The organism is Aquabacterium sp. (genome assembly GCF_016195855.1).
Lineage (GTDB): Bacteria > Pseudomonadota > Gammaproteobacteria > Burkholderiales > Burkholderiaceae_C > Aquabacterium.
In genome coordinates, this window is sequence record NZ_JACPYU010000004.1 from 39481 (window position 1) to 57507 (window position 18027).

An 18027-nucleotide genomic window follows, 5' to 3' on the forward strand; every position below is an offset into this window, starting at 1 on the left:
CGTGCATGAAGTGGCTGAATCGACTTTGGTGGAGCGCCGTCCTGCTGGGTATCGGCCTGGCAGTAGCTGTCTGGTCGACCTGGGAGCCTGACCGGCAACTGGGTCAACTGGTGGGGCGCTGGGCGCCCGAGCCCTCCAGCTTCGTCGAACTCGACGGCATGCAGGTGCACATGCGAGACACGGGCCCGCGTGACGACAACCTGCCCATCGTGCTGCTGCACGGCATGTCGTCCAGCCTGCACACCTACGAAGGCTGGCAGACCGCGCTGCAAGGCAAACACCGCGTCATCAGCGTGGACCTGCCGGGCTTTGGCCTGACCGGCCCCAGCCCCCAAGGCGACTACCGCATCGACGCCTATGTGCGCTTCGTGCTGCGTTTTCTGGACACCCTCAACGTCAAGCGCGTGATCCTGGTGGGCAACGCCCTGGGCGGCGAAGTGGCCTGGCAGACCGCCGTGCTGGCACCCGAGCGCGTGCGCAAGCTGGTGCTGATCGACTCGGACGGCTACCAGCCCTCGGTATTGTCCATGCCGCTGGCTTTCCAGATTGCCAGCATGCGCGGGCTGCGCTGGGTGTCCGAACGCATTCTGCCGCGCTCACTGGTTGAAGCCAGCGTGCGCAGCGTGTTCGGCGACCCGGCCCAGGCCACCAAAGACAAGGTGGACCGCTATTTCGAGCTGAACCTGCGTGTGGGCAACCGCCGCGCCCTCTTCCAGCGCATGGACCAGGCCCAGTTCGGCAGCAACTCGGCCTTGATCCACCGCGTGCAGCAACCCACCCTGGTCATGTGGGGCGAGAAGGACGAGATGATCTCGCCTGACCAGGGCAACCTGTTCTGCAGAGACATCCCGCGCTGCCAGTTGACGACCTTCCCTGGTCTGGGCCACCTGCCTCAGGAAGAAAATCCGCAGGCGACCCTGAAGGTGTTTCTGGCCTTCCTGGTCGCCAGCAGCTGAGGAGCTGGCCCTCAGGCCTCTTCAGCGATGCGCCAGCGCGCCTGACGCAGCACGGATGCCACCAGTCGGTCGAGCACCTTGTCCAGGTCTGGCTTCTTGAGGCCATGGGCCTCGTCAAACTGCTGATCTGCCAAAGGCAGGCCCAGCTGCTCGGGCACCACCACCATGGCGAAATTGGTGCTCAGGTAGGTGCGCACGATGGGCAAGGCGCGCAGCCCGCCCAGCGCCCCAGGCGAGGCCGCCATCAAACCCACGGGCTTGCCCGATGTGGCGCCAGTCCCGGAAGGCAGGCCTTCATGCGCAGACACGGTGGACAGCCAGTCGAAGCTGTTGATCAACAGCGGCGTCGGCAAGGCGTTGTATTCCGGACAGGACAGCAGCAGGCCATCGTGGCTGGCAAACAGCTCGCGCAGCTTGAGCGCGCCTTCAGGCTTGCCATGGGCGGCCGCCCAGTCATCGTCGTACACCGGCATACCCAGCTCGCGCAAATCAACATGCGTGACTTCGGCCCCCAGCGCCTGGGCTTTGCGTGCAGCCAAATCCACCAGTTGACGGTTGAGCGAGCCGTGGCGTGCGCTGCCAGAAATGGCCAGCAGCCTGACTGGGCGGGAAAGATTACTTGCGGTCATGGACATCCAGTGATAAAGAGCCTGGGGGGCAACTTCGGGCAACATGCAAGCCGCCTCGCGAGCACGTATATTGCTAGAGAAATCTGCAAATTCGCACAGCCAGGCCCCGACGCCCCCCGATACAGGCGGACTCAGCGCGCCCGTTGTTTGATTAAGATCGGAAATCGTTCTTATTCAAGCATCATCCCCCGCCGCGTCCTCACGCATCGGTTGGCGCATGATCCATCCCGCCAGGCAATCGGCGCCATGCCGGGCATTCAACGATGCGGCAGGCACCTTGGCATGACATGCACAAAAAACAATTACACGGAGTACCGTCAATGGCCTTCAACATCGCGCTGGAAAGCCAACCGCCTCCAAGCACGCTGGCAGCGTGGTGGCGTGAGCTCGAGTCCCGCGCCACGGCCACTTTTTTTACATCGTGGTCATGGATCGGCTGCTGGCTGAACATCCTGCCTTCGCACCTGCAACCTCAGTTGCTGATTGCGCGCGAAGGCGACATCATCGTGGGCCTGGGCCTGGTGATCAGGGGCCGCTCCCACCTGCTTCGTGTGATACCTGTTCCCTGCTGGCGGCTGCACGCCACCGGCGAGGTCGAGTTCGACAGCCTGACCATCGAATACAACGGCTTTCTGGCAGAAGAAAGCCGGGCCGTGCCCATCAAGGACGCCATGCTCGATTTTCTGTTGACCAGGACGGGCGTGAGTCGTTTCGAGATCACCAAGGCCGAAGCCCGTTTTGCCGAACTGGCCGCGGCACATCAGCAACGTGGCGTGCTGGTGCGCACGGCCGAGCTGGCGTCCTACATCGTCGATCTGAACGAAGTACGCCAGCAAGCCGAAGGCTACATCCCGCTGCTCAGCGCCAACACCCGAAGCCAGGTCAGGCGCAGCCTGAGCGGTTACCGCAAGCTCGGTGACGTCACCCTGACACAAGCCGGCTCTGCGCAAGAGGCCAAGGCCTTTCTGAATGCGCTGCGCGCCTTGCATGCCCAGAAATGGGAAGAGCGCGGAGAGGAGTCGGCCTTCGTCAACTCCAAGGTGGCCGAACAGTTCCATGATCTGGTCATCAACGAAGCTTTCGACCGCGGAGAGATCCAGTTGCTGCGCATCCTGGTCGGGGACACCGAACTGGGCTATCTCTACAACTTCGTGCACCGTGGCCGCGTGGTGTTCTACCAATCGGGCTTCCGAACAGGACTGCTGGACAAGCAAGATCGCCCAGGCCTGGTCTGCCACGCGCTGGCCATCGAACACAACGCCCAGACCGGGCAGCACATCTACGACTTCACCGCAGGCGACTACCGCTACAAGAGTTCGCTGGCCACAGGCCGCGAGCCACAAGGTACCCACGTGTTCCAGCGTGATGGCGTCCTGCCCAGGCTGGAAGAAGGCTTGCGCAGCGGCAAGCAATGGGTCAACGCCATGCGCAACCGCAGCAGCGTGGCCGCCATGCTGCTCCTGGGCGTCATGAGCTGCCTGGATCTGGTAGACCTGTATGTACCCGCCGGGCTGATCGGGAGTACATGGTGATCAACCCCATCAAACAGCAACATGCACGCGTCCCCAGACTGGTCAGCGTCATCATCGGGGCCTACAACTCGGCCCGCCACGTCGGCGAGACCATCGACACCATGCTGGCGCAAACCTACCGCCCGCTGGAATTGATCATCGTGGACGATGGCTCCACCGACGACACCTGGCAGGTGCTGCAATCCTATGGTGACCGCATCGTGGCGGTTCGCCAGGCCAATGGTGGGGTGCCGGCCGCTCGCAATACCGGGCTCGAACACGCAAGGGGCGAATTCATTGCCCTGATGGACCACGACGACCTGTGCATGCCCGAGCGCATTGCCGCGCAGATTGCCTTGCTGGACCAGCATCCAGAAATCGGCCTGTGTTGCACGGAGTTCAGCGCCTTCAGCGACCAGGGCCCGATTGCGGAGCGCTACAGCCCTTATTACTACGCCCAGTGCGCGGCCGACCGCGGTGGCGCGGCAGCCCAGTTCCCCCGCAAGACCACGCTGAATGTGGCCAGCTGCCTGCCTGGCCCCCTCTCTGCGCCGGTCAACGTGCCGGTCTACCTGGGCTCGGTCTACGACACCATGGCCTGCGGCAACTTTGCGCACCCGCCCACGGTGCTGTTCCGCGCCGAGCTGATCGACCAGATCGGGGGCTTCGATCCCAAGGCCCGCCTGAGCACCGATTGGGACTGGCTGGTGCGCGCCGCCCGCGTCACCGACTTTGCCTACATCGACCACCCCTTGCTGAACTACCGGCGCTCCAGCACGCAGATCTCGTCCGAGCGCTACAACAAAAATGCCAGCGTGGACGTGGTCTCGGTGGCCGAGCGCATTGCCGCACGCGACCCTGAGTTGAGACGAAGACGCGGCCCCGCGCTGCGCAAGCTGCTGTCGGAAGTCACGATTGATGCGGCCTACGCGAACTCCGAAGACCGCCCACGGCTGGCCATCGGCTTGCTGACCAAAGCCGCATGGCGCTATCGGGCCTTCAATGGCACGGCGGCGCGCGCGCTGTTCAAGGCCATGGTGCCCGATACCGTCTTGAACGTGGCCCGCCGCCGCCGTGGCGCGACACGCGCCAAGTCCTGAGCCACGCGCCATGCACGCGGCGCCCCGATCCAGCCGTTTGGCCGTCTATGTGTCCGCTGCGGGCAGTGGCGACATCCATGTGCTGAGCCCGGATGAGGGTGCTGGCTCGCCAGGCACCACGCCCCAGCCCGAGTGGCGCACCGTGCAGCGGCTCGCCCTGGGCGGCGCCATCATGCCCATGGCCTTCAGCCCCCGGCGGCACCGCCTGTATGCCATTGGCCGCAGCGCCCCCTTTGCCGTTCACACCCTGGCGGTGGATGCCCATACCGGGCACCTGAGCCTGCTGGGCAGCAGCCCTTTGGCAGGCAATATGGTCTACGTGTCCACCAGCCTGGATGGGCAATGGCTGCTGAGCGCGTCTTACAGCGAAGACCGCATCGCCGTGAACGCCATCGATGCCGATGGCCTGGCAGGCCCGACCTTGCAGGTGCTCGGCACCCCAAAACAAGCCCATGCCATCTGCCCGGCCCCCGATGGCCAGCACGTCTGGGTCAGTTGCCTGGGTGCGGATCAACTGCTGTGCTACCGCCTTGGCCCAGGGCCCTTGCCTCTGTCTGCGCAGCCGGTGATGGGCTACCAGAGCCGAGCCCAAAGCGGCCCTCGGCACCTGGCCTTTCACCCCAATGGCCGCTGGCTGTTTGCCGTCAATGAGCTGGATGGCAGCGTGGACGGGCTGGCCCTGGGTCAGGGCGACACCCCACCCAGACCGCTGAGCCACGCACGCATCCTGCCCCCCGACCAGCAGATGGCCCCCTGGTCGGCCGAGTTGCGCATCAGTGCGGATGGCCAGTGGCTGTTTGCCAGCGACCGCCGGGCCGCCACCTTGAGCGCCTTGCGCATCGATGCCGGCACAGGCCAACTCACCCTGGTTGACTGCGTGCCCACCGAAGCGCTGCCCCGCAGTTTTGCCCTGTCGCCAGACGGCCTGACCCTGTTTGTGGCCAGTCAGGAAACGGGGCGACTGAGCATCATGGCCTTTGATCCAGATGCTGGCCGCATGCGGCTTCACAGCCAACTGGCCTGCGGCACCAGCCCGACCTGGGTCGAGGCCATCGCGTTGCCTCACTGATTGCAGCGCTGAGGCCCGCCCGGATCGCAGCCCAGAAAAAAGTCACGCCCCCCACGGGGCAAGGGCCGATAAAACCGCTACCCTTGGCGGATGTTCAGTTACAGACACGGCTTCCACGCGGGCAACCACGCCGATGTGCTCAAGCACATGGTCCTGGTGCAATTGCTTGAGCACATGCTCAAGAAAGACAAACCCTTCTGGGTGGTGGACACCCACGCCGGCGGGGGCCTGTACGACCTCACCAGCAGCTACGCCACCAAGAGCGGCGAAGCAGAAACCGGCGTGACCACGCTGTGGCCATTGCGCAATAAGAAAGCCACACCCGAGGCGGTCAGGGAGTACCTGGCTCAGGTGGCTGCACTCAACCATGGCGACACGCTGCAGTGGTATCCCGGCTCGCCTCAACTGGCCGCGCAAATGCTGCGCGAGGGCGACCATCTGCGCCTGTTCGAGCTGCACCCCACCGAAGTCAAGCTGCTGGAAGGGCATTTCGCCTCGGTCAAGCGCGGCGTCAGCATCCAGGCTGCCGATGGTTTTGCCAGCTTGCGCGGCTGCCTGCCGCCCCCGCCTCGCCGCGGCCTGGTCCACGTTGACCCGCCCTACGAGCTCAAGGAAGACTACCGCCGCGTGACGCAGACCTTGAAGGATGCGATCACCAAGTTCCCGACCGGCACCTACGCCATCTGGTACCCCGAGGTGGCGCGCCGCGAATCGCAGCAGTTGCCCGGCCAGCTCAAGCGCCTGGCCGCCGAGCTGCCCAAGGTGGACTGGCTGCATGCCACGCTGCGCGTCAAGGCTGCTGAAAAGGGCGGCCTGGGCCTGTACGGCAGCGGCATGTTCATCATCAACCCGCCCTGGACCCTGTACGACCGCCTGGCCGAAGCCCTGCCCTGGCTGGTTGACACCATCGGGCAGGACGACCACGCGGCCTACACGCTCGAAGCCCAACAAAGCTGATCCGGGCTGAGCTTCGAACCCGATCAGGCGCCCAGGTCGAAGAACAAGACTTCGGCCTGCTGGCCCTGCTCGATCCTCAAGGCCGGCTCCCCATCGAGCTTGAGCGCGTCCCCCGTGTTCAAGGCCTGGCCATTGACCACCACCTGGCCGCGGGCCACGTGCACATAGCCCTTGCGCGTCGGCGCCAGTGCCAGCTCGGCAGACTCCGCGCCATCAAACAAGCCCACGGACAAGCTGGCATCCGAGTGGATGGTCACCGACCCATCTCGGCCATCGGGTGAAGCCACCAGGCGCAGGCGCCCACGCTTGTCTTCGGCACTGAAGTTCTTCTGCTCGTAGCCCGGGCGCAGGCCCTTCTCGGTTGGCTCGATCCAGATCTGCAGCAGGTGCGTCGGCTTGTACAGCGCCTGGTTGAACTCGCTGTGCATGATGCCCTTGCCGGCCGTCATGCGTTGCACGTCACCGGGCAGGATGCTCGCACCATTGCCCAGGCTGTCCTTGTGGGCCAATTCGCCTTCCAGCACATAGGTCACGATCTCCATGTCGCGGTGGCCGTGCATGCCAAAACCACGCCCCGGTGCGATCACGTCGTCGTTGATCACGCGCAGCGGCCCGTAGCCCATGTGGGCGGGGTCGAAGTACTCGGCAAAGGAAAAGCTGTGAAAGCTCTGCAGCCAGCCGTGGTCGGCAAAGCCTCGTTCATCAGATCGGCGCAGTGTCAGCATGGTGCGGCTCCTTCCAGTGTCGGTACAAATGTGTCTTGCGATGGCTTCACTGTAGGGGCCGGCGCCCGCTTTGCCGCTGCGGCGCCGTGATGGCATCATTCAAGTAATTTGAACAATCGCCCACTGGATTGACACTGCATGACGGACCGCAGCCACGCCCTCTCGCCCGAAGCCCTGGAAATGGTGGTGGCCATTGCCCGCACAGGCAGCTTTGCCGCCGCCGCCCGGGAGCTGGGCAAGGTACCCTCTGCCCTGACCTACAGCGTGCGCCAGCTGGAAGACGCGCTCGACGTGTTGCTGTTTGACCGCCGCAGCCGCCAGGCCAGGCTCACCGCCGCGGGCGAAGAGCTGCTGCGCGAAGGCCAGTTGCTGCTGCAACAGATGAACGCCGTGGCCAACCGTGTGCACCGCGTGGCCTCAGGCTGGGAGGCCGAGCTGACCGTGGCCGTGGACAAGGCCATTGCACCGCATGCCGTGTTCGACCTCATGGAGGCCTTCTACGCCCTCAAGCCCCCCACCCGCCTGCGCATGCGCAGCGAGGTCATGACGGGCACCTGGGAAGCCTTGTCATCGGGCCAGGCCGATCTGGCCATCGGGGTCGCGGCCGAGCGCGTGTCCAGCCAGGACATCCGCTTCGAGACCATTGGTGAGCACCACTTCGTGCTGACCGTGGCACCGCATCACCCCCTGGCCAAGGCGCCCGAGCCGCTGTCAACCGCCACGCTGGCGCAGCACCGCATCGTCGCGGTGGCCGACACGGCGCGCGACCTGGCACCGGCCACCGTGGGCATCCTGCCCGGCCAGGACGTGCTGACCCTGCCTTCGATGTCGGCCAAGCTGGAGGCCCAGCTGCGCGGCCTGGGTTGCGGCTTCCTGCCCGAGCCCATGGTGCGGCCCCACATCGCAACGGGCCGCCTGGTCAGAAAGGAAGTGGACACCCCGCCCCGTGTCGTGCGCACACACTATGCCTGGCGCCAGACCGGCGCCCAGCCCGGCATGGCCCTGACCTGGTGGCTGCACCAGTTGGCCAGCCCCGCCACGCGCTGCGCCTTGCTGGACCTGCACGAGGGCCTGATCCTGTGAGCGCCTTGGTGGGCGCGAACGGCCATATGGCGCGCGATATGGGCCGCTACTTGGGCCGCTACGTGGGCAGGTTCGCGCCGTCCCCCACCGGGCCTTTGCATGCAGGCTCTTTGGTGGCCGCACTGGCCAGCTGGCTGGATGCGCGCGCGCATGGTGGCACCTGGCTCGTGCGCATCGAAGACGTGGACCTGCCCCGCTGTGTACCCGGCGCCGACCAGATCATCCTGCAGCAACTGGCCGCCTGCGGCCTGGTCCCCGACACGCCGCCGGTTTACCAGAGCCAGCGCGGCACGCGCTACCAAGGCGCGCTCGATCAGCTGATCGCCACCGGCCACGCCTACCCGTGCGGCTGCACCCGTGCCGACATCGCCCAGGCCAATGCCGCACTGGGCCTGAGCAAGCCTCGCCATGGCGACCTCGTCTACCCCGGCACCTGCCGCCCCGAGCGAGGCGGGCTCAAGGGCAAGCCCGCCAGGGCCTGGCGCCTGCAGGTGCCCGATGCGCCGCATGACCTGATCACCTGGCAGGACCGCCTGCTGGGCGGCCAGTGCCAGCACCTGTCCACCGCCGTGGGCGACTTCGTCATCAAGCGCGCCGATGGCCTGTGGGCCTACCAGCTGGCCGTGGTGGTGGACGACGCCGCGCAAGGCGTGACCGACATCGTGCGAGGCGCCGACCTGTGCGACAACACGCCACGCCAGATCCTGTTGCAGCAATGGCTGAACCTGCCCACGCCCCGTTATCTGCACACGCCGCTGGTACTGGGCGACAACGGCGAGAAGCTGTCCAAGCAAAATGGGGCGCAGGCGCTGGACCTCTCCTCGCCGCAGCAGGCCTTGCGTCTGGCCGGGCAGGCCCTGGGCCTGGACATCGCCCCACAGGGCACGGTGGCCGAGTGGCTGACGCAGGCCGTCAGGCGCTGGACGTCGCAGGCCCCATGAGCCCCGCTGCTGGAACCGTGAAGAACCACCGCTTTGTCGAGCGGCCCCATGCGCGGCGCTTGACAAACGCCCGCCCAAGCCTCACCTATGAGGGTGTCGGTTAAAGTGAAAGCATGAAGACCGTGAGCCCTGTTTACAAGACCACCCTCCACATCGGCACGCTGGCCCTGCTGCTGGTGCTGTCGGCCTGCGCCACCAGGACCCAGACCCGCGTGACCTCGGCCGCCACCACGCCGCTGAGCGACCTGAACCTCGTGCGTGACGAGATCCCCGAGGTTCTGCAAAACGCGCTCAAGCAGCCCTACCAGCCTCCCACCGACGCCACCTGCCCCGTGGTGGTGACCGAGGTGCATCAACTCGATGCCGTGCTGGGTGCCGATCTGGACGCCCCCGCGTCGGATGACACCCCCTCCCTGCTGGACCGTGGGGAAGACATGGCAGAGAACACCGCCATCGGCGCCATTCAGCGCACCGCCGAAGGCCTGGTGCCCTTCAGAAGCTGGGTGCGCAAGCTCAGCGGCGCCGAGCGCCATTCCAGAAAGCTGGCAGCGGCCATCACAGCCGGCTCCATCCGCCGGGCCTTCCTCAAAGGCTTTGCGGTGTCACACGGCTGTGTGTTGACGCCACCACCGCAACTGGCTGCGGCCTCGGCTGGGGCCGCCGCAAACGCCTCGCCTGCACCCGCCTCGCCAACCGCGCCCGCGGCAGACGGCAAAGCGGTCGCACCGGCTGCCCCACCCTTACCACCGGCCAGCGCCCCCTGATCGCGCCCACGGCTCAACGCACGGCTGAACTTCCGGCTGGCCCAAGGGTCAGCCAGAGATGCCCATCACCCCATTTCATTTTGGCCCCGGTGCGGCCCTGCACGCGGCCGCCCCAGGCCAGATCAGCTTCCTGGCGTTTGGCGCCGCCAATGTGCTGATCGACATCGAGCCGGGCTACTACCTGCTCACCCACCAGTTTCCGCTGCACCGCTTCTGCCACACCCTCATCGGCGCCACGCTGATCATGGTGGCCACGCTGGTGCTGTTTGGTACGGCAAGCCGCCTGGCCCGCTACCTGCCCGATCTGTGGCACTGGAAGGCCCTCACGCGTCGCCAGATCGCCTGGGGCGCCGCGCTGGGCAGCTACTCCCACATCGTGCTGGACAGCGTCATGCACGATGACATCCGCCCCCTCGCACCGTTCACGGACGTCAACCCGCTGTGGCACATCGTGTCACTGAGCCTCTTGCACCAGGCCTGCCTGCTGGCGGGTTTGCTGGGCCTGGCCGTGATCGGGATGCGGCGCATGCTGCGCGGCCCAGTTGAGCGCTGAACAGAGCGCCCAACGGCAACCCGGCCTCAGCCCATCCTCAGCTCTTTTGGGGCCGCTCGACCACCACAAAGTGCTTGCGCACCGGGCTGATCACCTCGAACGCGCCTTCAAAGCCGCCGGGGATCACCCCGCCCTGCCCCGCCTGCACATCCACCAAACCACCCTCGCGGTCGTGCAGGCGCACATGGCCTTCCAGCACGAAAAAGTACTCGTCCTTGCCGGCTGGAAACACGATGCGCCAGCGGCCCACCTCACACGCCCAGATGCCCGCTGTCATCTGCCCATCGGACGACTCGTACAAGCTCCAGGTTTCACGGCGTGGGTTGCCCTGCTCCAGCCGATCCGGCCGAGGGTGATCGACCACACCGGGCTGCGCGGGCTGATCGAGGCGAACGATGCGCGGCTTGTCAGACGCGTGTGATGACATGGCGCGCCCTCACTTGACCAGGAAGTGCTCGCGGTAATAAGCCAGCTCGTCGATGGACTCGTGGATGTCCGCCAGCGCCGTGTGCTTCTGCGCTTTCTTGAAGCCTTCGGCCAGGCCCGGCTTCCAGCGCTTGGCCAGCTCCTTCAAGGTGCTGACGTCCAGGTTGCGGTAGTGGAAGTAGGCCTCCAGCGTGGGCATGTAGCGGGCCAGGAAGCGACGGTCCTGGCAGATCGAGTTGCCGCACATGGGCGACTTGTTGTTGCCGACATAGGGCTTGAGGAAGTCGATCAGGGCCTTGGCCGCCTGGTCCTCGTCCACCGTGGAGGCCTTGACGCGGTCGATCAGGCCGCTCTTGCCATGCGTGCCCTTGTTCCAGGCGTCCATGCCATTGAGCATCTCGTCTGACTGGTGGATGGCAAACACGGGGCCCTCGACCCGGACGCTCAGCTGCGGGTCGGTCACCACCACAGCGATCTCGATGATGCGGTCGCTGTCCGGCTTGAGGCCGGTCATTTCCAGGTCGATCCAGATCAGGTTCTGGTCACTCTTGGTCAGGACGGCAGGTGTGTCGGCCGGGGTAGGGGCTGTGGCGGGCAGCGTGTCGCTCATCGATCAGGGTCCTTGCGCGGGCCATCGCCCGGCTCTTGTCATGCGAAATATCCAGCGGCCCGGCCACCCCCTGTCAGCATGCTTGTGGGGTCATGGCCATCGAGCCCGAAGCGGCGATTGTGAGGCAAACGTACACTGACGCCCATGCAACCCAGTGACCTCACCCTGCTTTTCGCGGTCTTCGTGACCGCCTCCCTGCTGACCAAGTTCTGGCTCGACAGCCGCCAGGCCCGCCACGTGGCCTCCCATCGCGGTGCCGTGCCGGCAACCTTCAGCAACGAAGTGACCCTGCCCAGCCACCAGCGCGCGGCCGACTACACCCTCGACAAACTGCGTTTTGGCCTGCTCAACACGGCCCTCAGCACCGCCGTGTTGCTGGGGTGGACCCTGCTCGGTGGCCTGGACGCGCTCAACCATCTGGTGCGCGATGCCGTCTTCCCGCGCTGGGGGGGGCTGGCCTATCAACTGGCCTTGCTGGCTTCGTTCACGTTCATCGGCGCGCTCATCGAGTGGCCCATGGACGCCTGGAACACCTTCCGCATCGAACAGCGCCACGGCTTCAACCGCATGACCTGGGGCATGTGGATCGGTGACCAGCTCAAGCAGGTGCTGCTGGGCATCGTCATCGGCACCCCCATTGCGGCGCTGATCCTGTGGCTGATGGGCGCGGCCGGCCAGGCCTGGTGGTTGTGGGCCTGGGGTGCCTGGGTCGCTTTCAGCCTCTTGCTGATGGTGGTCTTCCCCATCTTCATCGCACCGCTGTTCAACAAGTTCGAGCCCCTGCAGGACGACACCCTGGCCTCGCGCGTCACCAACCTGATGACCCGCTGCGGCTTCAAGGCCAAGGGCTTTTTCGTGATGGATGGCAGCCGCCGCTCGGCGCACGCCAATGCCTACTTCACCGGCCTGGGTTCATCCAAGCGCGTGGTGTTCTTCGACACCTTGCTGACCAAGCTCTCGCACGGCGAGGTCGAGGCCGTGCTGGCCCACGAGCTGGGCCACTTCAAGCACAAGCACGTGCTCAAGCGCATGATCATGATGTTCGTGATGAGCCTGGCCGGCTTTGCGCTGCTGGGCTGGCTGTCGCGTCAGCTGGCCTTCTACACCGGCCTGGGCGTCTCGCCCAACCTGACGGCACCCAACGACGCCCTGGCCCTGCTGCTGTTCATGCTGGCCCTGCCCGCCTTCATGTTCTTCGTCTCGCCCGTGTTCTCGTACTTCTCGCGCCGTGACGAATACCAGGCCGACGCCTATGCCTGCAAGCAGTCCAGCGGCAAGGACCTGGCCATGGCACTGATCAAGCTGTACAAAGACAACTCGTCCACCCTGACGCCAGACCCGATGTACGTGCGCTTTTACTACTCGCACCCACCGGCATCCGAACGCCTGGCGGCCATGGCGGCCAACTGAGTGAGGTGACCATGACACCAGCCCATGCCCTGCCCCTGCACCAACAACGCTGCAGCCACCAGAGTGGCCCCGCCCTCACGCCCGATGAACAACTGCTGCTCCTGAGCCAGCTGCAAGGCTGGCGCGTGGACACTGAAGCACCGGGCGGCGCGCTCACCAAAACCTACACCCTGGCCGACTTCCACCGCACCATGGCATTTGTCAATGCGGTGGCCTGGGTGGCCCATGAACAAGACCACCACCCCGACCTGGCTGTGAGCTACAAACACTGCACCATCCGCTGGTCCACGCATTCCGTGGGCGGCCTGTCTCTCAACGATTTCATCTGCGCAGCCCGCGTGGACGCCCTGTCCGCATGAAGCGGCCTGGCAAACCCAGCGGCGCGCGTCGCAGCAGCAAGAGCACCGACACCAGCCAGTGTCAGAGTGGCCTGGTCGTGGCCACCCATGGCCGCCACGTGGTCGTGGAAGACGATGCAAGCGAGCGCCTGATCTGCCACCCGCGCGGCAAGAAGAGTGAGGCCGTGGTCGGTGACCGCGTCATGTGGCAACACACCCTGGAAGGCGGCGACGAAGGCGTGATCGTGGCCGTGGAAGAGCGCAAAAGCCTGCTCTACCGGCAGGACGAATGGCGCAGCAAATCCTTTGCCGCCAACCTCGACCAGCTGCTGATGTGGATCGCCGTGGAGCCCGTGTTCAGCGAATCCCAACTCACACGCGCCCTGATCGCCGCCGAATCGGCTGGCATCCCGCCCACCATCGTGCTCAACAAGATCGACCTGCCTGGCGCACAGGCTGCGCGCGATCGCCTCGCGCCTTACCGCGCCATGGGCTACAGGGTGGTCGAGCTGTCGTTGAAGAAGGAAACCGAGGCCGCACGCGCCCAGGTAGCCCCCTTGCTGAACGGCAAGGCCACGCTGGTGCTGGGGCCCTCTGGTGCGGGCAAGAGCACACTGATCAACACCTTGCTGCCCAACGCCCGCGCCGAAACGCAGGAGATCTCGCAGGCGCTCAACTCGGGCAAACACACGACCACGTCCAGCCTCTGGTACTGGCTCGATGACAGCCGCACCAGCGCCGTGATCGACTCGCCGGGCTTTCAGGAGTTCGGCATGCACCACATCCCGCCCACCGAACTGGCGCGCTGGATGCCCGACATCGCCCGGCACATGAACGACTGCCGCTTCCACAACTGCACGCACCGCCAAGAACCCGGCTGCGCGGTGCAGGCGGCGGTCGAACGCGGTGAGGTCAGCCCCATCCGCCTGAGCCTGTACACCGCCCTGTATGAGGAGCTCAGCCAGCCACGCTGGTGAGCCGGCTCAAGCCACGACACGGCACCCACACCGCACCTCACGCCCCGACATCAAGACCATGACCGATCGCCTCTCCAACCTGGCCGCCACCCTCAATGACTTCGCCCAAGGCGCCCTGTCCATCCCGGACCTGGCCCGCGACTGGCGCGATGCTGCCTACAGCCACGAGCCCGCGCTGCCACAGCGCTACCTGGACGTGCTGGAGCGCTTGCTCAACCAACTGGAAAGCGCCGCCCTGTTCACCGAAGAGAGCTGCTCGTTCAGCCAGGCCGACATGGTGGGCGCGTTGGCCGACTGGCTGGCCAGGGCGCGTGCCCTGCCCACATCCTGAGCACGCGTCAGCGCCCAGCAGGGCCCCACGGGGCCATCACGCCGCCCGATCAGCCTTCCTGCGCTGATCAAAAGCCGCCGCCAATTCCCTGACCACCTCGGCCGCCGGCATCACCGATCGGATGCGCCCGACCTCGGCCCCCGCATACAAGGCCGTGCAGGCCTGCATGCGCGCCGGCATGCCCACCTCCAACGCGGCCCCGGTGAACAAAGGCAAGGCGGGCCGTTGCCAGTGCGTGAGCTCTGCCTTCATCGGCGTGACACGCCGCCCCAGGCCTGTGAGCTTGTGCAAGCCGCGTAGCCAGGCGGGCGCACGGCCTTGCTCATCACACCAGCGCCGCGTCGCCTCATTGGGCAGCACACGGTGTGGGGCATCCCAGTTCAAACCGAACAAGGTGGTCACCACCGTGTCGTTGGCCTCGACCAGACCACGCTTGTAGGCATCGTGCGCGCGGCTCTCATTCGTGGCCACGAAACGCGTCCCCGTTGACACCCCGCTGGCCCCCATGTGCCGCGCGGCCAGGGCATCTTGCTCGGTGTACATGCCGCCAGCCGCGAACACCGGCACGCCACCTGCCTGGTCCACGATGGCCGGCAGGATGGACTTGAGCAGGCTGGTGCCACGCACATGCCCGCCCGCTTCCCGGCCCTGCACGATCAAGGCATCGATGCCGGCATCCAGCGCAAAACGCGCCTCGTCCATGCTGCCCACTTGCTGGAAGGTGAAGATCCCGGCCCGCTTCAGGCGCTGGATCAAGGCCGCATCACGGCCCCAGAACAAGGTCACCATCGGCACCTGTTGGGCGATCACCAGCTCGATGTGGCGCGCCCGCGTGAAGGGCAACAACAAGTTCGCGTTGAAAGGCCGCCCCTGACACAGGCGCCGTGTCAAAGCCAGGGCCATGCCCCACTGCGACACATCCGTGATGCCCAGCGTGCCAATGCCACCGGCCAGGCTGACGGCCGCAGCCAGCTCAGGCCCCGCAATGCCCGGCATCCCGGCCTGCATGACCGGATAAGACACACCCACGTCACGCAAACCTGACAGCTTGTCTTTCATGCCTACCCCCTTGCTTCAAGGGCCACCGACATGAGTGGCCCCTCACTTGTAGTGCCCTATTTGAACCGAGAATGAACCGCCAACCAACCCCTGCTTTCCAGACACACATGCCCGTATCCCCTTCCCGTCGACAAGTCCTTCAAGGCGCCGCATCCGCCGCGCTGTCCACCAGCGTGATGGGAAGCTTCTCCACCCCGGCCCAGGCCGCCGAAAACACGTTCGACGTGATCGTGATCGGCTCAGGCGCCGCAGGCATGACGGCCGCGTTGAGCGCGGCCAAACGCGGCCTGCGCGTCGTCGTGATCGAGAAGGCCGACAAGTTCGGCGGCTCCACGGCCCGCTCGGGTGCCGGCATCTGGATCCGCAACAACGAGGTGCTGCAAAAGGCCGGCGTGCTTGATACGCCTGAGCAAGCTGCCACCTATCTGGACGCCGTGGTCGGCCCCATCGTGCCGGCCGAGCGCAAGGCAGCCTACCTGCAACAAGGCCCGGCCATGATCTCGTTCATCCTGCGCAACACCCCGCTGCGCTTTCGCTGGATGGAGGGCTACTCGGACTACTACCCCGAGCTGCCCGGCGGCAAACCCAATGGCGCCTCCATCGAGCCTGATCAGTTCGATGGCCACCTGCTGGGCCGGGAGCTGGCCAACCTGAACCCGCCCTACCTTGCCACACCACCCGGCGTGGTGATCTTTGGTGGCGAATACAAGTGGCTGAACCTCGCCGCCGTGTCCGCCAAGGGTGCCCTGGTGGCCGCCAATGCCGTGGCACGTTATGTGGAAGCCATGCTCAAGGGCCAGATCCCGCTGACCATGGGACAGGCGCTGGCCGCAGGCTTGCGCGCCGGCCTGCTTCAGGCCAATGTGCCCGTGTGGCTCAACACGCCCCTGATCGACCTGCAGTTCGACCACAGCGGGCGCGTCAACGGTGCGCTCGTCAGCAAGGACGGCACCCCCACCTTGATCCAGGCCACGCGGGGCGTGGTCATGGCCGCTGGCGGCTTCGAGCACAACCTGAAGATGCGCCTGGACTACCAGCAACACCCCATCACCACGGACTGGACGGTGGGCACCAAGACCAACACGGGTGACGGCATCCTGGCCGGGCAACGTGCCGGTGGTGCCCTGGACCTGATGGACGACGCCTGGTGGGGCCCGGTCATCCCCTTGCCGGAAGGCCCCTACTTCGTGCTGGCCGAGCGCACCCTGCCCGGCAGCATCATGGTCAACAGCCAGGGCCAGCGTTTCGTCAACGAAGCCGCGCCTTATACCGACTTCGTGCACACCACCTACAAGCAAGCCCTCGTCAGCCAGGACATCACCGCGTGGATGGTGGTGGACCAGCGCTTCCGCAACCGCTACCTGTTCAAGGAAACGCTGCCCTTCCTGCCTCTGCCGCAGCGCTGGTATGACGCCGGCGTGGTCGTCAAGGACCTGACCCTGGAAGGCCTGGCCGCCAAGATGGGCGTGCCCCCGGCTGCCTTGCGCAACACGGTGCAACGCTTCAACGGCTTTGCCGACGCCGGCAAGGACCTGGACTTCCAACGCGGCGACAGCGCCTACGACCACTACTACACCGACCCGGCCGTGCGCCCCAGCTCCAGCCTCGCCGCGCTGCGCTACGCCCCCTTCTACGCCTTCAAGATCAAGCCGGGCGACCTGGGCACCAAGGGCGGCTTGCGCACCGATGCACGCGCGCGCGTGCTGCGCGACGACGGCAGCGTCATCGAAGGCCTTTATGCCGCAGGCAACAACAGCGCCTCGGTGATGGGGCACAGCTATGCAGGCGCGGGCTCGACCATCGGCCCGGCCATGACCTTTGGCTACATCGCCGGCAACGACCTGGCCGACAGCAGCGCGTCAGTCTGACCCGGCCACGCTCAACCAGGCAGCCTCGGCCAGTTGCTCGCGGTACTGTGCGGGCGTGGCCTTGACCCGCCCTGACAGCCACGCGCGGCTGAGGTTGTCTGCCGCACCGATGATCAGCGAGGGCAGCAACTCGGTTGGCCAGTCCTTGATGCGCCCTGGCCGATCGGCTTGCGCAAACCAGTTCATGACCAGCTTGGCACGCTGGCGGTTGCGTTGCTGCAACTCGGCCGCATGCGGCCCCTTGGACACGGCCGAGCGCGCCTGGAACATGAAACGCGCCAGTTCAGGCTGCGCACTCACCCAATCGACATAGCCGTAGACCAGCGCCGCCACGCCTTCGCGCATGGTGTGCGCCCGGGCCAGCTCTTCGTCCACCAGCGCAGCCTGATCCTGCAAGGCACAGAAGAACAGCGCCGCCACCAGCCCCTCCTTGCTGCCGAAGTGGTGGTACAGGTTGCCCACACTGGCTTCGCAACGCACCAGGATCATCTCGATGGTCGTGGGCTCGATGCCGTGCTCATTGAAGCAGGCCAGCGCGCCCTCCAGCATGCGCCGCTTGAGCTGCGCACGGCTGCCCGGGTAGGCGCGCTCCAGCACGCCCCGCACGCCTGCGGCCTTCTCCTCGGCCTTCTGTGCGGCCTTGGGTTCATTGGTCTTGCTTGCTTGCTTCATGGCTGCGTATTTGACACCGAATCATATTCCAGAATATTATTCTACTGC

Annotated in this window: 20 protein-coding genes; 14 read left to right on the forward strand and 6 right to left on the reverse strand. The window is 65.8% G+C overall.

Translation table 11 applies throughout. The features are described 5' to 3' along the window. The first annotated feature begins 5 nt into the window (after window positions 1-5). The gene (locus HY019_RS06070; protein ID WP_290689244.1) at window positions 6-956 is read left to right on the forward strand and encodes an alpha/beta hydrolase; all 951 of its coding nucleotides are present in this window, start codon (window positions 6-8) and stop codon (window positions 954-956) included. Between the two features lie 11 nt (window positions 957-967). Here HY019_RS06070 and HY019_RS06075 read toward each other — a convergent pair whose 3' ends face one another. Further along, window positions 968-1585 carry an NAD(P)H-dependent oxidoreductase gene (locus HY019_RS06075; protein ID WP_290689246.1) on the reverse strand — a complete coding sequence of 206 codons (618 nt, stop codon included), beginning with the start codon at window positions 1583-1585 and terminating at the stop codon, window positions 968-970. Between the two features lie 320 nt (window positions 1586-1905). On the opposite strand from HY019_RS06075, the gene HY019_RS06080 reads away from it, so the two are divergent. The 4 genes from HY019_RS06080 to rlmJ all read left to right on the forward strand — a co-directional run bounded on the left by HY019_RS06080 (window position 1906) and on the right by rlmJ (window position 6222). Further along, window positions 1906-3117 (forward strand): GNAT family N-acetyltransferase, encoded by a 1212-nt coding sequence (locus tag HY019_RS06080; protein WP_290689248.1) that lies wholly within the window; start codon window positions 1906-1908, stop codon window positions 3115-3117. Then, complete coding sequence (locus tag HY019_RS06085; RefSeq protein WP_290689250.1) at window positions 3111-4196, forward strand: glycosyltransferase; 1086 nt, start codon at window positions 3111-3113, stop codon at window positions 4194-4196. The genes HY019_RS06080 and HY019_RS06085 overlap by 7 nt, the downstream gene beginning before the upstream one ends. A gap of 10 nt (window positions 4197-4206) precedes the next feature. Beyond that, window positions 4207-5265, forward strand: coding sequence for a beta-propeller fold lactonase family protein (locus tag HY019_RS06090; RefSeq protein ID WP_290689252.1), 1059 nt, complete (start codon window positions 4207-4209; stop codon window positions 5263-5265). 90 nt (window positions 5266-5355) lie between these two features. Beyond that, complete coding sequence (gene rlmJ / locus HY019_RS06095; protein WP_290689253.1) at window positions 5356-6222, forward strand: 23S rRNA (adenine(2030)-N(6))-methyltransferase RlmJ; 867 nt, start codon at window positions 5356-5358, stop codon at window positions 6220-6222. 23 nt (window positions 6223-6245) lie between these two features. Here rlmJ and HY019_RS06100 read toward each other — a convergent pair whose 3' ends face one another. Further along, the gene (locus HY019_RS06100; RefSeq protein WP_290689254.1) at window positions 6246-6947 is read right to left on the reverse strand and encodes a pirin family protein; all 702 of its coding nucleotides are present in this window, start codon (window positions 6945-6947) and stop codon (window positions 6246-6248) included. 138 nt (window positions 6948-7085) lie between these two features. On the opposite strand from HY019_RS06100, the gene HY019_RS06105 reads away from it, so the two are divergent. From HY019_RS06105 to HY019_RS06120, 4 genes are all read left to right on the forward strand, one after another. Then, window positions 7086-8030: a LysR family transcriptional regulator gene (locus HY019_RS06105; protein WP_290689255.1), complete on the forward strand. Its 945-nt coding sequence runs from the start codon at window positions 7086-7088 to the stop codon at window positions 8028-8030. 38 nt (window positions 8031-8068) lie between these two features. Further along, the gene (gluQRS, locus tag HY019_RS06110; protein WP_290689256.1) at window positions 8069-8971 is read left to right on the forward strand and encodes a tRNA glutamyl-Q(34) synthetase GluQRS; all 903 of its coding nucleotides are present in this window, start codon (window positions 8069-8071) and stop codon (window positions 8969-8971) included. 113 nt (window positions 8972-9084) lie between these two features. Beyond that, a complete protein-coding gene (locus tag HY019_RS06115; protein WP_290689258.1) occupies window positions 9085-9735 on the forward strand; it encodes a hypothetical protein in 651 nt (216 codons plus the stop codon). Between the two features lie 58 nt (window positions 9736-9793). Then, a complete protein-coding gene (locus HY019_RS06120) occupies window positions 9794-10288 on the forward strand; it encodes a hypothetical protein (protein WP_290689260.1) in 495 nt (164 codons plus the stop codon). Between the two features lie 37 nt (window positions 10289-10325). Here HY019_RS06120 and HY019_RS06125 read toward each other — a convergent pair whose 3' ends face one another. Together HY019_RS06125 and orn are read right to left on the reverse strand one after the other, a co-directional pair. Beyond that, window positions 10326-10715, reverse strand: a complete 390-nt coding sequence (locus tag HY019_RS06125) for a cupin domain-containing protein (RefSeq protein WP_290689261.1) — start codon at window positions 10713-10715, stop codon at window positions 10326-10328. Window positions 10716-10724: 9 nt separating this feature from the next. Then, on the reverse strand, window positions 10725-11324 hold the full coding sequence (gene orn / locus HY019_RS06130) for an oligoribonuclease (RefSeq protein WP_290689262.1): 600 nt from the start codon (window positions 11322-11324) through the stop codon (window positions 10725-10727). Window positions 11325-11468: 144 nt separating this feature from the next. Between orn and HY019_RS06135 the strand changes: the two genes are divergently transcribed. Genes HY019_RS06135 through HY019_RS06150 form a run of 4 tightly spaced genes read left to right on the forward strand, consistent with a single transcriptional unit; the run spans window position 11469 to window position 14380 of the window. Then, window positions 11469-12734 (forward strand): M48 family metallopeptidase, encoded by a 1266-nt coding sequence (locus tag HY019_RS06135; protein WP_290689264.1) that lies wholly within the window; start codon window positions 11469-11471, stop codon window positions 12732-12734. Between the two features lie 11 nt (window positions 12735-12745). Then, complete coding sequence (locus HY019_RS06140; protein WP_290689266.1) at window positions 12746-13093, forward strand: 4a-hydroxytetrahydrobiopterin dehydratase; 348 nt, start codon at window positions 12746-12748, stop codon at window positions 13091-13093. Beyond that, window positions 13090-14049 (forward strand): ribosome small subunit-dependent GTPase A, encoded by a 960-nt coding sequence (gene rsgA, locus HY019_RS06145; RefSeq protein ID WP_290689268.1) that lies wholly within the window; start codon window positions 13090-13092, stop codon window positions 14047-14049. Before HY019_RS06140 ends, rsgA begins: the two co-directional genes overlap by 4 nt. 58 nt (window positions 14050-14107) lie before the next feature. Beyond that, complete coding sequence (locus HY019_RS06150; RefSeq protein WP_290689269.1) at window positions 14108-14380, forward strand: hypothetical protein; 273 nt, start codon at window positions 14108-14110, stop codon at window positions 14378-14380. 36 nt (window positions 14381-14416) lie between these two features. On the opposite strand, the gene HY019_RS06155 is transcribed toward HY019_RS06150, so the two are convergent. Next, window positions 14417-15439, reverse strand: a complete 1023-nt coding sequence (locus tag HY019_RS06155) for a nitronate monooxygenase (protein WP_290689271.1) — start codon at window positions 15437-15439, stop codon at window positions 14417-14419. Between the two features lie 107 nt (window positions 15440-15546). On the opposite strand from HY019_RS06155, the gene kstD reads away from it, so the two are divergent. Further along, window positions 15547-17307 (forward strand): 3-oxosteroid 1-dehydrogenase, encoded by a 1761-nt coding sequence (gene kstD / locus HY019_RS06160; protein WP_290689272.1) that lies wholly within the window; start codon window positions 15547-15549, stop codon window positions 17305-17307. Here the strand turns inward: kstD and HY019_RS06165 are convergent. Then, window positions 17299-17979 (reverse strand): TetR/AcrR family transcriptional regulator, encoded by a 681-nt coding sequence (locus HY019_RS06165; RefSeq protein ID WP_290689274.1) that lies wholly within the window; start codon window positions 17977-17979, stop codon window positions 17299-17301. The genes kstD and HY019_RS06165 overlap by 9 nt on opposite strands. Window positions 17980-18027 lie beyond the last annotated feature (48 nt).